The 13,787-nt window shown below is 65.3% G+C and carries 13 protein-coding genes; 4 read left to right on the top strand and 9 right to left on the bottom strand.

The window, feature by feature from the left end:
• The first annotated feature begins 9 nt into the window (after nucleotides 1-9).
• Both ATE70_RS14410 and ATE70_RS14405 read left to right on the top strand, forming a co-directional pair.
• Nucleotides 10-813 carry a crotonase/enoyl-CoA hydratase family protein gene (locus ATE70_RS14410; protein WP_058538568.1) on the top strand — a complete coding sequence of 268 codons (804 nt, stop codon included), beginning with the start codon at nucleotides 10-12 and terminating at the stop codon, nucleotides 811-813.
• A complete protein-coding gene (locus ATE70_RS14405; RefSeq protein ID WP_082639755.1) occupies nucleotides 810-1,595 on the top strand; it encodes a tyrosine-protein phosphatase in 786 nt (261 codons plus the stop codon). Before ATE70_RS14410 ends, ATE70_RS14405 begins: the two co-directional genes overlap by 4 nt.
• A 3-nt stretch (nucleotides 1,596-1,598) precedes the next feature.
• Here ATE70_RS14405 and ATE70_RS14400 read toward each other — a convergent pair whose 3' ends face one another.
• The 5 genes from ATE70_RS14400 to ATE70_RS14385 all read right to left on the bottom strand — a co-directional run bounded on the left by ATE70_RS14400 (nucleotide 1,599) and on the right by ATE70_RS14385 (nucleotide 6,950).
• Entirely contained in the window at nucleotides 1,599-2,921 is a 1,323-nt protein-coding gene (locus tag ATE70_RS14400) for a Xaa-Pro dipeptidase (RefSeq protein WP_269433263.1), read from the bottom strand.
• Between the two features lie 85 nt (nucleotides 2,922-3,006).
• A complete protein-coding gene (locus tag ATE70_RS14395; protein WP_058538566.1) occupies nucleotides 3,007-3,630 on the bottom strand; it encodes a phosphatase PAP2 family protein in 624 nt (207 codons plus the stop codon).
• 100 nt (nucleotides 3,631-3,730) lie between these two features.
• Nucleotides 3,731-5,128: a dihydrolipoyl dehydrogenase gene (lpdA, locus tag ATE70_RS14390; RefSeq protein ID WP_058538627.1), complete on the bottom strand. Its 1,398-nt coding sequence runs from the start codon at nucleotides 5,126-5,128 to the stop codon at nucleotides 3,731-3,733.
• Complete coding sequence (locus ATE70_RS24315) at nucleotides 5,121-5,549, bottom strand: endonuclease domain-containing protein (protein ID WP_082639757.1); 429 nt, start codon at nucleotides 5,547-5,549, stop codon at nucleotides 5,121-5,123. The genes lpdA and ATE70_RS24315 overlap by 8 nt, the downstream gene beginning before the upstream one ends.
• A 66-nt stretch (nucleotides 5,550-5,615) precedes the next feature.
• Nucleotides 5,616-6,950: a pyruvate dehydrogenase complex dihydrolipoamide acetyltransferase gene (locus ATE70_RS14385; RefSeq protein ID WP_058538565.1), complete on the bottom strand. Its 1,335-nt coding sequence runs from the start codon at nucleotides 6,948-6,950 to the stop codon at nucleotides 5,616-5,618.
• Between the two features lie 160 nt (nucleotides 6,951-7,110).
• Here ATE70_RS14385 and ATE70_RS14380 point away from each other — a divergent pair, with 160 nt between their 5' ends.
• Complete coding sequence (locus ATE70_RS14380) at nucleotides 7,111-7,566, top strand: universal stress protein (RefSeq protein ID WP_058538564.1); 456 nt, start codon at nucleotides 7,111-7,113, stop codon at nucleotides 7,564-7,566.
• Here the strand turns inward: ATE70_RS14380 and ATE70_RS14375 are convergent.
• Nucleotides 7,563-7,952 carry a hypothetical protein gene (locus tag ATE70_RS14375; RefSeq protein ID WP_058538563.1) on the bottom strand — a complete coding sequence of 130 codons (390 nt, stop codon included), beginning with the start codon at nucleotides 7,950-7,952 and terminating at the stop codon, nucleotides 7,563-7,565. The two genes, ATE70_RS14380 and ATE70_RS14375, sit on opposite strands and share 4 nt — an antisense overlap.
• A 117-nt stretch (nucleotides 7,953-8,069) precedes the next feature.
• On the opposite strand from ATE70_RS14375, the gene ATE70_RS14370 reads away from it, so the two are divergent.
• Nucleotides 8,070-8,852: a helix-turn-helix domain-containing protein gene (locus ATE70_RS14370; protein WP_058538562.1), complete on the top strand. Its 783-nt coding sequence runs from the start codon at nucleotides 8,070-8,072 to the stop codon at nucleotides 8,850-8,852.
• A gap of 82 nt (nucleotides 8,853-8,934) precedes the next feature.
• On the opposite strand, the gene ATE70_RS14365 is transcribed toward ATE70_RS14370, so the two are convergent.
• The 3 genes from ATE70_RS14365 to ATE70_RS14355 all read right to left on the bottom strand — a co-directional run bounded on the left by ATE70_RS14365 (nucleotide 8,935) and on the right by ATE70_RS14355 (nucleotide 13,752).
• On the bottom strand, nucleotides 8,935-11,304 hold the full coding sequence (locus ATE70_RS14365) for a ribonuclease R family protein (RefSeq protein ID WP_058538561.1): 2,370 nt from the start codon (nucleotides 11,302-11,304) through the stop codon (nucleotides 8,935-8,937).
• A 57-nt stretch (nucleotides 11,305-11,361) separates the two neighbouring features.
• Entirely contained in the window at nucleotides 11,362-12,090 is a 729-nt protein-coding gene (locus tag ATE70_RS14360) for a hypothetical protein (RefSeq protein ID WP_058538560.1), read from the bottom strand.
• A 135-nt stretch (nucleotides 12,091-12,225) separates the two neighbouring features.
• Nucleotides 12,226-13,752, bottom strand: a complete 1,527-nt coding sequence (locus ATE70_RS14355) for an aminoacyl--tRNA ligase-related protein (protein ID WP_082639758.1) — start codon at nucleotides 13,750-13,752, stop codon at nucleotides 12,226-12,228.
• Nucleotides 13,753-13,787: the final 35 nt, after the last annotated feature.

The following is a 13,787-nucleotide window of genomic DNA, read 5'->3' as shown; positions in this document are numbered from 1 at the left end:
TAATTGAAGATGGGCGAATTTCTGAGTGTCGAGCGGCGGGGCAAGATCGCGGTCCTGACGATGATCAAGCCCGAGAGCATGAATGCGATCGGCACCCACGAAGATTGCCAGGACATCATCGACACGCTGCGCACCCTCGGCGACGACCGCAGCGTCAGCGCGATCATCCTGACCGGCAGCGGCAAGGCGTTCAGCGCCGGCGGGAATTTGAAAGGCATGCAGGACCGCACCGGCATCGGCGTGCTCGACCAGCCCGATTCCACGCGTGCCAATTACCGCAAGGGCGTGCAGGCGGTAATCCGCGCGCTGATGGATTGCGAGGTGCCGATGATCGCCGCGGTCAACGGCCATGCGATCGGCCTTGGCGCCGACCTGGCCTGCACCTGCGACATCCGCATCGCTGCGGAGAGCGCGAAATTCGCGTGCAGCTTTATCAAGGTCGGCATTGTCCCCGGCGACGGCGGGGCGTGGTTGCTCCAGAAGATACTCGGCTATCCGCGTGCCGCCGAGCTGTTCCTGACCGGGGACCGCTTTGACGCGGTGCAGGCAAAGGAATATGGTCTGGTCACGGACGTCGTGCCCGATGCGGAACTGCTCGACCGTGCAATCGCCATTGCCGAGCGGATCGTCTGCAACCCGCCGCGCGCGCTGCGTCTGACGAAACGCCTGCTGCGCGAGGCGCAGCACAGCCGGATGAGCGATATTTTGGAACTGAGTGCAGCCTATCAGGCGATCGTCCACGAAACCGCGGATAACCGCGAGGCGATCAATGCCTTCGTCGAAAAGCGTCCCCCGGTGTTTACAGGAGAATGATGATGATTGCCGAGCGAGTCCTGCCACTGGCCGGCGTCCACAATTTCCGCGATTATGGCGGCTATGCCGTCGAGGGCGGCGGGCGGCTGCGCGACGGGACGCTGTGGCGCTCGGCGCACCATGAGGCAGCGACCGACGATGATCTGGACGCACTCGATGCGCTGGGGCTCGAGACGGTGATCGACCTGCGCGGCGATGACGAGCGCGAGTTGCATCCGTGCCGGCGCTCCGAGACTTTCTCGGCGCGCGTGCTGTTCGCGGGCGGCGTAACCGCGGGCCTCGCTCCGCATCTGCAGGCGGCGGGCGGGACGATCGACGTCGAGACGGCGCGCGAGCGGATGATCGATACCTATGCCGGCATGCCCTATCGCCCCGCGCTCGTCGCGACGCTGCGGCTCTATCTGGCGGCGCTCGCCGAATATGACGCGCCGAGCCTTGTCCACTGCGTTGCGGGCAAGGACCGCACCGGCTTTGCCGTCGCGATCGTCCACCGACTGCTCGGGGTCCATGAAGATGACCTGATGCAAGACTATCTCCTCACCAACACCGCGGGCAAGATCGAGGAACGCATCGCACAGGGCGCGGCGCATATCCGCTCGCGTTATGGCGCCGAAATCCACGACGATGCGATCCGCGCTTTGATGTCGGTCAACCCCGCCTATCTCGACGCCGCGCTCGCCACGGTGCGGCGCGACCATGGCGATATCCCGACCTATGCCGAGGCGGTGCTGAACTTCACCCCCGAAATGCGCGAGGCGATCGTCGACCGGCTGGTGCTGTAGGGGCTATTTGCGCCTGACGAGCACCCCGCCCTTCACCACCGCGTCGACGCTTTCGAGCTGGCGCACGTCGGTCAGCGGATTGCCATCGACCGCGACGATATCGGCGTAGCGCCCGATCGCGATCGCGCCGACATCCTTCTCGCGGCCCAGCGCCTCGGCGGCGTTCTTCGTCGCGGCCTGGATCGCCTGTAGCGGGGTCATTCCATATTCGACCATGACGCGGAACTGGCCCCCGACCTGCCCGTGCGGCATCACGCCCGCATCGGAACCGAACACCATGCGCACGCCGGCCTTCACCGCCTTGCGGAAATTGTCGCGCTGGATCTGGGCGACTTCGCGGTCCTTGCGCAGGTTATCCTCGAGCACACCATTCTTCGCGCCTTCGGCCTGCGTATATTCGGTGTTGTAGATGTCCATCGAGAACCACACCGGCTGCTTGCGCGCGAGCGCCATGCGGATGCCTTCGTCGTCGACGAGGCTGACATGCTCGATCGTGTCGATGCCCGCGGCGATCGCGGCGCGGATGCCCGAGGCACCATGCGCGTGCGCGGCGACGCGAAGGCCCCATTGATGCGCTTCGTCGGCGATCGCGGCGAGCTCCTTTTCGGAAACCTGCAACTGGCCGGGCTCGGTGTTGCGCGAAAAGACCCCGCCGGTGGCGCAAACCTTGATCACCTCGGCGCCATATTTGCGCTGGCGGCGAACCTGAAAGCGCAGTTCCTCGGGCGTGTCGCCGATCCCCTCTTCCTTGCCGTCCTTCTTTTCGAGGCTGGGCGGCAGAAAGGTGCTGTCGCAATGCCCGCCGGTCGCGCCGAGCGCGTAGCCCGCAGGGACGATGCGCGGCCCTGTTGCATAGCCCGCGTCGATCGCCTGCTTCAGCCCGATGTCGTTGCGGTTGTCCGACCCGACATTGCGCACGGTGGTGAAGCCCGCGCCGAGCATGTCGTTCGCATTTTTGACCGCGGTCATGCCCCAGAAGCTGTCGGTGAACTCGAGCCCGCGATAGCCGCCGATGTCGGCAGGGCCGTCGAGATGGACGTGCATGTCGATAAGGCCCGGGACGAGCGTCTTGTCGCCAAGGTCGATATGTTTGACGTTCGATCCCCAGCGGACGGTGCGCGCGTCGGCGATGTTCGTGATGCGGCCGTCGGCGCCGACGAAGATCGCGGGGTATTCGACCGTCTTGCCGGTCAGCACGTCGAGGTATCGCGCGGCGGTGATGACGGTCTGGCCGGGCGCGTCCTGTGCCTTTGCAGGGGCGATTGACGCGGCAAAAAGCGCCGTCGAGCCCAAAGCGATTCCCCGCAGAAAACTGCCTAACTTCATTCGCGATTGCATGTTTACCCCGCCTGTTGTTGGTGCCCGCAAACTAGATGGCAAACCGCCGCAAAATAGGACAGCGGAAAATGCGTCAGGCGGCCGCCCTGTGCCTTGCCACCCACCAGGCGCCAAGCAGCGCGAAGGCGGTGCCGAGCATCGTGCCGCCGGCGATGTCGCTCGCCCAATGGACGCCGAGCATGATCCGCGAGAAGCCATTGAGGATGATCATCGCGGCCGCGAGCGTCCAGGCGTAGGGGCGCCAGCGCGGCGGCGCGAGCCAGGCAAGGAGCAGGTAAACGGTCGCGGCGCTCGTCGCGTGGCCGCTGGGGTAGGAATAGCTCGTCTGATGGTCGAGGTGATCGATCAGGTCGGGACGCGCGCGGCCGAAGCCGAGCTTCAGCAGGCTGGAGGCGAGATTCGAGAGCAGCGACGCGCCGCCGAGTGCGATGGCGCAGCGCGGGCCGCACCAATGCCAGACGAGCCCGCAGAGCAGGATGACGATGATCCAGCGCGGCGTGCCGCCGCCGACCCAGCTTGCCCATTGCATGAAGGATATGAAGGCGGGGTCGCGTTCGTCGACGCGGATCGCGAGGCTGTGCGAGATTTGCCAGTCGATGCCCTGCGTCCATCCCCCGCCGACCGCGAAGCCAAGCAGGATGACGGCGAGAAGGAGCGCAACCGCTATGGCCGGAAAGCGATAGGACTCGACGCTCACAACTCCCCCTTCGTCATTCCCGCGAAGGCGGGAATCCCGCTTCCTCGTGCTGGCAAAGCGGGACCCCCGCCTTCGCGGGGGTGACGAGAATGTTGTGAGATCAAATATGCAGCGGCCGTCCGAAGGCCGCGAGCACGCCCTCGTGCATCGTTTCGCTGAGCGTCGGATGCGGGAAGACGGTGCCGATGAAATCATCCTCGACCAGCTCGGCGGTCTTGCCGATCGTATAGCCCTGGATCAGCTCGGTGACCTCGGCGCCGATCATATGCGCGCCGAGCAATTCGCCGGTCTTCGCGTCGAACACGGTCTTGGTGAAGCCCTCGGACTCGCCGAGCGCGATCGCCTTGCCATTGCCGATGAACGGGAAGGTGCCGGCCTTGACCTCGTAACCGAGTTCCTTGGCTTTCGCTTCGGTCAGGCCGACGCTCGCGATCTGCGGGCGGCAATAGGTGCAGCCGGGGATGTTGCGCACGTCCATCGCGTGCGGATGGTTGCCCGCGATCGCCTCGACCGAAATCACCGATTCGTGCATCGCCTTGTGCGCGAGCCACGGCGGCGCGGTGACGTCGCCGATCGCCCAGATGCCGGGGACGTTGGTGCGGCACATCGCGTCGGTGTCGATATGGCCCTTGGTCGTCTTCACCCCGAGCGCTTCGAGCCCGATATTTTCGGTGTTCGGCACGATGCCGATCGCGACGATCGCGTGGCTGAATTCGGCGCTTTCGGTCTTGCCGTCCTTCGTCTTGATCTTTGCGGTGACGCCGGTCGCGGTGGCCTTCAGTTCCTCGACTCCGGCGCCCGTGAAGATCGTCATGCCCTGTTTCTTGAGCGATTTTTCGAGGAAGGCCGAGACATCCGCGTCCTCGACGGGAACGAGGCGGTCGAGCATTTCGACGACGGTCACATCGACGCCCATGTCGCTGTAGAAGCTCGCAAATTCGATTCCGATCGCACCCGATCCGATGACGAGCAATTTCTTGGGCATTTCGGGCGGGACGAGCGCGTGGCGATAGGTCCAGATGCGCTTGCCGTCGGCGGGCGCGAACGGCAGGTCGCGGGCGCGGGCGCCGGTTGCGACGATGATATTCTTCGCGGTGAGGGTTTCGGTGCCCTTCTCGCCCTTTACCTCGAGCTTGCCCGGCGCGGTCAGCTTGCCCTCGCCCATATGGACGGTGATCTTGTGCTTCTTCATCAGGAAGGCGACGCCCTGGCTCAGCTGCTTCGCGACCCCGCGGCTGCGCTTCACGACCGCATCGATGTCGGCGCTGATCTGCGCGGCGACGAGGCCATAGTCGCCGGCATGCTGCATATAATGATAGATTTCTGCCGAGCGCAGCAGCGCCTTGGTCGGAATGCAGCCCCAGTTGAGGCAGATACCACCAAGATTCTCGCGCTCGACGATCGCGGTCTTCAGGCCCAATTGAGCCGCGCGGATCGCCGCGACATAGCCGCCGGGCCCCGAGCCGAGGACGATGAGGTCGTAGTTGGTATCAGCCAAAATCTGCTCCATTATCAATCCCCTCTCCCTTCAAGGGAGAGGGAGGGGCCCATTGCGCAGCAATGGGAGGGTGAGGGGCCGAAAGCGCGGCAAGAACCGCCGTCAAAACTCCCGACAAATTTCCAGTCACATCATTGTTCCAGACTCGCAGAACGCGATAGCCCTTGCCCTTCAAATAGCCGTCGCGCTGGACGTCGGTTTCGGAGGAGGCGTGTTGCGATCCGTCAACCTCAACGATCAGGCGTTGCTCCTGACAGACGAAATCGGCGATGAAGGGGCCGATAGGCTGTTGTTTGCGAAATTTGAAACCGCCTAGCCGCCGATCGCGAAGTGCGCCCCATAATTTCCGTTCCTGTTCGGTCAGTGAACGGCGCAGCGCCTTGGCGCGTTCCAGCGTCAGCTGTGAATAGCCTGCCGTCATACCCTCACCCTCCCACGCGCTTGCGCGCGCGGGCCCCTCCCTCTCCCTTGAAGGGAGAGGGGTTGATCACGCCACCAGCCCCAGCGGGTTCTCCACCAGTTCCTTGAAGGTCTTCATCAACAGCGCGCCGTCGGCGCCGTCGATCGCGCGGTGGTCGAAGCTGCCGGTCGCCGACATGACGGTGGCGATCGCGAGCGCGTCGTCGACGATGTAGGGCCGCTTCTCGCCCGCGCCGATCGCCATGATCATGCCCTGCGGCGGGTTGATCACCGCGGTGAACTGCTTGATCCCCATCATGCCCATGTTCGAGATCGAGGCGGTGCCGCCCTGATATTCGTTGGGCTGGAGCTTGCCTTCCTTCGCCTTCGCCGCGAGCTCGGACATTTCGGTCGAGATTTTCGACATCGACTTGCCGCCGGCGTCGGTGATGATCGGGGTGATCAGGCCGCCCGGAATGCTGACCGCGACCGAGATGTCGGCGCGCTTATACTGGCGCATCACGTCGCCGCCGAAGCTGACGTTGCACGCGGGGACGCGTTCGAGCGCGACCGCGAGCGCCTTGATCAGCATGTCGTTGACGCTGAGCTTGACGCCGCGGCTTTCGAGGCTGGCGTTGAGTTCGCCGCGGAGCTTGAGCAGCGCGTCGAGGCGGATGTCGACGGTGAGGTAGATGTGCGGCGATTGCTGCATCGACTCGGTCAGGCGGCGCGCGATCGTCTTGCGCATGCCGCTGAGCTTCTCATCCTCGTGCGGGATGCCGAAATCGGGGATGGCGCCGGCGGTTGCGGGAGCCGCTGCCGGAGCGGCGGCGGCGGGAGCAGCCGCGCTCGGCGTCGCAGCGGGTGCTGCGGGCGTGCCAACCGATGCGCCGTCGAGGTCGTCCTTGACGATGCGGCCGCCGGGGCCGGTGCCGGTAACGGTCGAGAGGTCGATTCCGCGCTCGGCCGCGAGACGCTTCGCGAGCGGGCTGGCCTTGATGCGCTCGCCATCTTTCGTCGTCCCAGCGGAAGCTGGGACCGCTGGCGTCGGCGCACTCGCGGGAGCGGCCCCAGCTTGCGCTGGGGCGACGTCTTTGGCCGGAGCAGGCGCTTCGGTCTTCGGTTCAGCTGCGGGAGCTGGTGCCGGTGCCGGTGCGGCCTTCGCGCTCCCGGCATCTTCACCCTCGCCCGCGATCACCGCGATCACCGTGCCGACCTTCACATTGTCGGTGCCTTCGGCGACGAGAATCTGGCTGACGACGCCTTCGTCGATCGCTTCGAACTCCATCGTCGCCTTGTCGGTCTCGATTTCGGCGAGCAGGTCGCCCGATTTGACCGTATCGCCTTCCTTGACCAGCCATTTGGCAAGGGTGCCCTCCTCCATCGTCGGCGAGAGAGCGGGCATTTTGAGTTCGATTGGCATATTCAGGCTTGTCCCTGTCAGTCTTGCAGGCGTGGGCCTGCCGCTACGGATTCTTCCTCGCCATAAGCCTTGCATCGGTCAAGGTCTAGCGGGCCAACTTGCGTTTCATACGAATGTGACGCACTCTTCGCCCCAAGCAAAAACACGAGGGGTCGGGGCGATGCGGACATATCTGGTGGTGATCGACAACAGCCCGGAGGCGACGCTGGCGCTGCGCTTTGCCGCGCGCCGCGCGGCGCGGACGGGCGGCGGCGTGATGGTGCTGGCGATTATTCCGCCGCAGGATTTCGTCGCGTTCGGGGGCGTCCAGGCGACGATCGAGGCCGAGGCGCGCGAACATGCCGAGGAACTGGTGGCCGCTGCCGCCGATGCGGTGGTGCAGGAAGCGGGCGTCACGCCGCAGATCATGGTGAAGTCGGGCAAGCCCGCCGAAGTGGTGCGCGAAGTGATCGGTGCGAGCGACGAGATCGCGGCGCTGGTGCTCGCGACGGCAGCGAGCGGCGCGCCGGGGCCGCTGGTCGCGCATTTCACCGGACAGGATGCGGGGACGCTTCCCTGTCCGGTGATGCTGGTACCGGGCGGGATCGATATCGCCCGGCTCGATGCGTTGAGTTAGACGACGAGGCTGCGCGGCGCGCCCGCGTCTTTCCATTCAAGGATAGCAAAGCCGAGCACGCCGAAGGCTTGCGCCACGACGACCGCGATGCCGAGGCCGGTCATCTGCGCGGCAAAGGTCGCGACGACCGCGAAACTCGCCGCGACCCAGCCGAGATTGCCGATTGCGATCAGCTTGACCAGCGCCGGATTGGGCACCGCCTGCCGCGCGGCGACGATCATCAGTAGCGCGGCGGCGAGGCAGATCCAGCCGCCGATCGCGACGATATTTGCGGGCAGCCCGAGCAGCGCACCGACCGGCGCGGCGGCGAAGAGGCCGATGGCAAAAACGCCTCCGCAGGTGATGGCGTCGGCGACGAGGATGTTCTTCAGGTTGAGGATCGACATTTGGGTTCTCCTTTCGACCTCCTCAAACTGGACTCGAAAGTGAATGGCGTCGATTACGCCGGAGGTAATGGAAAACAGGAAGGCGGAGGTATAGCTCTCCGGACGAAGGAGACGATCATGCAAGTCGCGACGCTGGGCGAGCAATTGCGCGAATGGCGCACCCGCCGCCGGATGAGCCAGATGGACCTCGCGCTCGATACCGAGATTTCGACGCGGCATCTGAGCTTTATCGAGACGGGGCGGTCGAAGCCGAGCGCACAGATGTTGCAGCGGATCGCCGACTGCCTCGACGTGCCGCACCGCGCGCGCAACGCGATGCTGCTCGCGGCGGGTTATGCCCCCGACTATCAGGAGCGGGCGCTCGACAGCCCCGAAATGGCCGGGATGCGCGCGATCGTCGAGCATGTGCTGAAGGGGCACGAGCCCTACCCTGCGCTCGCGGTCGACCGGCACTGGAACATGATTGCGGCGAATAGTGCCGTCGAAATCCTCGCGGGGCTCGCGGCGCTGCATCTGTTCGAACCACCCGTCAACGTGCTCCGGATCGCGCTGCACCCCGAGGGGCTGGCACCGCATATCGTCAATCGGGACGAATGGCGCGCGCATCTTCTCGAACGGCTCGATCATCAGATCGATGCGAGCGCCGACGCCGGGCTGATTGCGTTGCGCGACGAGCTGGCTGGCTATCCCGCCGCGGAAGACGAGCATCATCGCAGCGCGGCGAACGGCATTGCGGTGCCGCTGATCCTCGATACGCCGATGGGTCAAATTCGCTTTGTGTCGACGGTGACGATCTTCGGAACGCCGGTGGATATCACATTGTCCGAGCTGGCGATCGAGGCGTTTTTTCCGGCGGATGCGGAGAGCGCGGCATTGTTGCAGACGCTGGCCGCAACATAACCTCGTCATTCCCGCGAAAGCGGGAACCCAGTCTGACGTTGCTGCTGGGTTCCCGCTTTCGCGGGAATGACGAAGGGATGCGTTAGCGTCGCTTGCCCTTGTGCTTGATATTCGCGGGCCGCCCGCGTTTGCCGACCAAATGCTTGCCGGCCCCGTCTTTCCCGGTGCCCTTTGCTTTCACCCCGTCGCGGCGCGGCGGGCGATTGCGGAAACCGCCTTCGGGGGCATCGGGAAGTTCGAAACGCAAGGCGCCGCTGATCGGGTTTGCGTCCATCAGCCGCAGATCGAGTCGCTGGCCGGTCGTAAAACTGACGCGGCCGTGTTCGCTGTCGAGGCTACGCGCGGCTTCGTCGTAGAAGAAGCGTTCGCTGCCGAGTGTCGAAACCGGCACCAGCCCGTCGCCGCCGAGCCCGTCGACGGTGGCGAAGAAGCCGAAGGGCTGCACCCCGGTGATCCGCGCCGCGACGATCTCGCCCTTCTTGGTCGACAGATAGGCCGCGACATAGCGGTCGACGGTTTCGCGCTCGGCCTCCATCGCGCGGCGTTCGAGTGCGCTGATCGTCTCGCCGATGCGCGATAGCCCCTTGGCGTCGGCCTCGCCGAGCCCGGTGCGGGCGGGCAGATCCTTGGGCTTGCCGGGCACTTCGAGTTTATAGCTGTCGACGAGCGCGCGGTGGACGACCAGATCGGCGTAGCGGCGGATCGGCGAGGTGAAATGCGCGTAGCTGCCGAGCGCGAGTCCGAAATGGCCCGCGTTGGCCGGGCCGTAATAAGCCTGCGTCTGGCTGCGCAGGATCGCCTGCATGATTTCGGGCAACCGGTCGTCTTCGGAAAAGCCGTCGATCAGGCGGTTGAACACCGCGGGGGTGATCACCTGTCCGAGCGCGAAGCTCCGTTCGAAGGTTTCAAGATAATCCTTGAGGCTGACGAGCTTTTCACGGCTCGGCGGCTCGTGGATTCGGTACATGACCGGCGATTTCTTCGCCTCGAGCGCCTTGGCCGCCGCGACGTTCGCCGCGATCATATAATCCTCGATCAGCCGCATCGAATCGAGCCGGTCGCGGACGCGGATTTCGGCGATGCCGCCCGCCTCGTCGAGGATGACCTGGCGTTCGGGCAGGTCGAGGTCGAGCGGGGCGCGGGCGGCGCGCGCTTTGGCGAGCAGCGTCCAGCAGGCCCACAGATTCTGAAGTGCCGGAATTATATCGTCATCCCAGCGAAGGCTGGGATCGCTGGCGTCCTGACCAGCCTCCTGCGGCCCCAGCTTCCGCTGGGGCGACGTGGATTTATCATAGGCAGCCTGCGCATGTTCATAGGCGATGTTGGCGCGCAGGCGGACGAGCGCGCGCGTGAAACGCCATGACGTCACCTTGCCATGCTTGTCGATCACGAGATGGCACGCCATCGCCGCGCGGTCCTGCCCCGCCTTCAGCGAGCAGACGCCCGCCGAGAGTGTTTCGGGCAGCATCGGCACGACCTGGTCGGGGAAATAGACGCTGTTGCCGCGCCGCCGCGCCTCGCGGTCGAGATCGCCGTCGGGGCGGACATAATAGCTGACATCGGCGATCGCGACGATCGCGCGGAAACCGCCCTTGTTGGAGCTGTCGTCGTCGGGGGTCGCCCAGACGGCATCGTCATGGTCGCGCGCGTCGATCGGGTCGATCGCGACGATCGGCAGGTCACGCAAATCCTCGCGGCCCTCGGGGGTGAGCGGCAGCTTCGCCGCCTTCTCGGCCTCGGCGAGCGTTTCGGCGCCGAAGACATGCGGGATTTCGTGGCGCGCGATCGCGATCATGCTGAGGGCGCGCGGCGCGAACGGATCGCCGAGGCGCTCGACGACCTTCGCCTTGATCGCGGGCCCGCGCCCGGTCAGCTCGGCGCGGACGAGGTCGCCGACATTCGCATCGCCCTTGTCGGCGACGGCGAAGTCGTAGCGCGCGCGCTTGTCGGCGGGGCGCAGCCACAGGATCGGCTTGCCGCCGGGCCCCATATCCTCGACGAGCACGCCGATCACCGTCTCGCCGCCGGCTTCGAGCCGCTTCATCGGGTGCGCGACATGGCCGCTGCCGCGTTCCTCGGTGCGCGCGAGGATGCGGTCGCCGACGCCAAGCGCGCCTTTGCGCCCCTGCTCGATCACGCGGAGGCGCGGTGCGGGCGTGGCGGCTTCCCAGCGCTCGGGAACCGCCCAGACATTGCTGCCATCGATCGCCGCGACGCGCAGCACGGTCACGCGCGGCAGCCCGCCATGCTTGTGGAACGCGCGTCCGGGCGCCAGATCGACGAGCCCCTCGTCGGTCATGTCCTTGAGCAGCGCCTTCAGCGCGATCTTGTCGTTGCCGTGGAGCGCGAAATGCTTCGCGATCTCGCGCTTGCCGACCGCGTCCTTGCTCTCTTCGATGAAGCGAAGGATCTGCTCAGGACTGGGCAGTCCGTGATATTGTTTGCGGGCCATTGTCTGCGGATAGGGGGTAACGGGCGGCCCGTCACCCCCCTCACTCCGGGGCGCGGATCAATAGGGTGAAATGTCGATGACCTGACCGTTCGATGAAGCCGTGCAGGTCGAACGATAATGGCCGGTCGCCATCGTGAAGACATAATTGCCGCCGCCGGCACTGCGCTGGCTGACCGCGACGCTGCTGCCGCCGGGGGCATTCTGATACTGATCGGCGCGGCGCTCGCATGCAGCGCGTGCCGCATCGGGGCCGCCGCGGGCATAGCTGCGGTTCGCGGCGCGGCGATTGGACGCTTCGGCCTCGCCCGCCATGAAGCCGTCGTGATAGCCTTCGCTGTCGCTGCGGTCATATTGACCGCCATAAAGACCATCGTTGTAGCCGCGCGAATATTCGCTGTCGTGGTTGGCGTCGCCATCGCCATGCTTCTTCTTGTGACTGGCGAGCGCCGCGATCAGGCCGACCGCTGCAATCGCGCCGACGGCTGCCGCTGCACTGCCGCTCCCGCCATGGCCGCAGTTGCTGGAATCGGTCTTGTCGACGTTCGCGTAGCGTCCGTTGGAGACGACGACGCTGACGCAGGTCTTCGTTCCGCCGTTCCACCAATATTGCGCGCCGCCGCTGGTCTTCGTCATTTCATATCCGCGCGATTCCATCGCGGTTTCCGCGCCCGCGGCGCGCGAACCGGGCAGGTCGGATATGTCCGAAGGCGGCTTGGCCGCGGCGGGCGCGATGCTGCCAAGCAACATCGCTGCGATGATCGACGATCCGGCAATCTGTCGTTTCATGACCTTTTCCCCTGTCAAAAATCTAATAGGATGCGCCCGACGCAGGCCGGGTTCATCGCCCGATCCTTGCCGCCGCATCCTACCAGATTTGTGACAGGGCGCCGAACCGTTTTCACGGCCGTACCGCGCGATCGCTCAGTAGGTTCGCCCGATCAACACGCGTTCGACCGCGGGATCGCCGGTGAAGAAGCAGGCGCCGTCCGCGGGCTCGGCGTCGAGCGGTGTGTTGCGCATCGTCAGCTTGAGCGCCTTGAGCTGGGCGACGATATCGTCGAGCGCCGCGCCGCTCGGCCGCGACCACTGCACCTCGGCCCAGCCGACGAATTTGTCGTCACCGACGAAATGCGCCTTCAGGTCGGTGACGTCGCGGCGAATGTTCGCATGCAGGCGGTCCTGTGCCTCGGCGTGGAGGCTCGACTGGATATCTTCCAGCGTCGCCACCGCCTCGGCCACGAAGTCGCCCTTGGCGACGAACGCCGAATTGAGCTTGCCGTCGTCCTTGTACAGCCGGTCGCGGCGGATCACCGCGACATTGCCGCCGGCGACGTCGCGCGGACCGATTTCGACGATGATCGGCGCGCCCTTCTTGACCCAGCCCCAGCGCTTGGTCTGCGCCTTGTTCGCGGACGCATCGAGCAGCACGCGCACGGGCTCGCGAAACGCATTGAGCGCCTTCAGCTGGCTTTCGAGGTCGCGGCAATAGTCGAGGATCGCGGCGTCCTCTTCATTGTCGCGGAGCATCGGCACGATCACGATCTGGTGCGGCGCGATGCGCGGCGGGCAGCGGAGGCCATCGTCGTCGCCATGCGTCATGATGACGCCGCCGATCATGCGCGTCGACGTGCCCCAGCTCGTTGTATGGCAGAGGCTGTGGCCGCCGTCCTTGTCCTGGTAACGGATGTTCGCGGCTTCGGCGAAGCCGGTGCCAAGATAGTGCGAGGTGCCGGCCTGCAGCGCCTTGCCGTCCTGCATCATCGCCTCGATCGAATAGGTCGCAACGGCGCCCGGGAAGCGCTCATTCTCGGGCTTTTCGCCGGCGATCACCGGCATCGCGAGCACATCCTCGGCAAAGGCGCGATACATTTCGAGCGCGCGCAGCGTCTCGGCCATCGCGTCGGCCTTGTCGGCGTGCGCGGTATGGCCTTCCTGCCACAGGAATTCGCTGGTGCGCAGGAACATGCGCGTGCGCATTTCCCAGCGCACGACATTGGCCCACTGGTTGACCTTGAGCGGCAGGTCGCGCCAGCTCTGCACCCAGCGGCTCATTGCGGCGCCGATCACCGTCTCCGAAGTCGGGCGGACGATCAGCGGTTCCTCGAGCTTCGCTTCGGGATCGGGAATCAGCTTGCCCTTGCCGTCTTGAATCAGGCGGTGGTGCGTGACGACCGCCATTTCCTTAGCAAAACCATCGACATGGTCGGCTTCCTTCTCAAAGAAGCTCAACGGGATGAATAGGGGGAAATAGCAATTCTGAACCCCGGCATCCTTGATCGCTGCGTCCATCACCGTCTGGATGCGTTCCCAGATGCCATAGCCCCACGGCTTGATGACCATGCAGCCGCGCACGCCCGATTCCTCGGCCAGATCGGCTTCGGCAATGACATCCTGATACCAGGCCGCGAAGTCGGCCTGCCGGGTTACGCTGAGCGCATGTTTGACCATGATATTCCGTATTTTCCGTAGCTGGGGCGCCGTGG

The organism is Sphingopyxis sp. H053 (genome assembly GCF_001468225.1).
In the GTDB taxonomy this organism is placed as follows: Bacteria; Pseudomonadota; Alphaproteobacteria; order Sphingomonadales; family Sphingomonadaceae; genus Sphingopyxis.
Note: the sequence above shows the minus strand (reverse complement) of the source record. Positions and strands in the feature narration are given on the sequence as shown.

What these genes read in the sequence shown, in the direction of transcription:
- ATE70_RS14380 (WP_058538564.1), top strand. Translation starts at nt 7,111, where the DNA reads ATGCGGACATATCTGGTGGTGATCGACAACAGCCCGGAGGCGACGCTG.
- ATE70_RS14400 (WP_269433263.1), bottom strand. Translation starts at nt 2,921, where the DNA reads ATGAAGTTAGGCAGTTTTCTGCGGGGAATCGCTTTGGGCTCGACGGCG.
- ATE70_RS24315 (WP_082639757.1), bottom strand. Translation starts at nt 5,549, where the DNA reads ATGACGGCAGGCTATTCACAGCTGACGCTGGAACGCGCCAAGGCGCTG.
- ATE70_RS14360 (WP_058538560.1), bottom strand. Translation starts at nt 12,090, where the DNA reads ATGAAACGACAGATTGCCGGATCGTCGATCATCGCAGCGATGTTGCTT.
- ATE70_RS14375 (WP_058538563.1), bottom strand. Translation starts at nt 7,952, where the DNA reads ATGTCGATCCTCAACCTGAAGAACATCCTCGTCGCCGACGCCATCACC.
- ATE70_RS14385 (WP_058538565.1), bottom strand. Translation starts at nt 6,950, where the DNA reads ATGCCAATCGAACTCAAAATGCCCGCTCTCTCGCCGACGATGGAGGAG.
- ATE70_RS14410 (WP_058538568.1), top strand. Translation starts at nt 10, where the DNA reads ATGGGCGAATTTCTGAGTGTCGAGCGGCGGGGCAAGATCGCGGTCCTG.
- ATE70_RS14370 (WP_058538562.1), top strand. Translation starts at nt 8,070, where the DNA reads ATGCAAGTCGCGACGCTGGGCGAGCAATTGCGCGAATGGCGCACCCGC.
- ATE70_RS14355 (WP_082639758.1), bottom strand. Translation starts at nt 13,752, where the DNA reads ATGGTCAAACATGCGCTCAGCGTAACCCGGCAGGCCGACTTCGCGGCC.
- ATE70_RS14365 (WP_058538561.1), bottom strand. Translation starts at nt 11,304, where the DNA reads ATGGCCCGCAAACAATATCACGGACTGCCCAGTCCTGAGCAGATCCTT.
- ATE70_RS14405 (WP_082639755.1), top strand. Translation starts at nt 810, where the DNA reads ATGATGATGATTGCCGAGCGAGTCCTGCCACTGGCCGGCGTCCACAAT.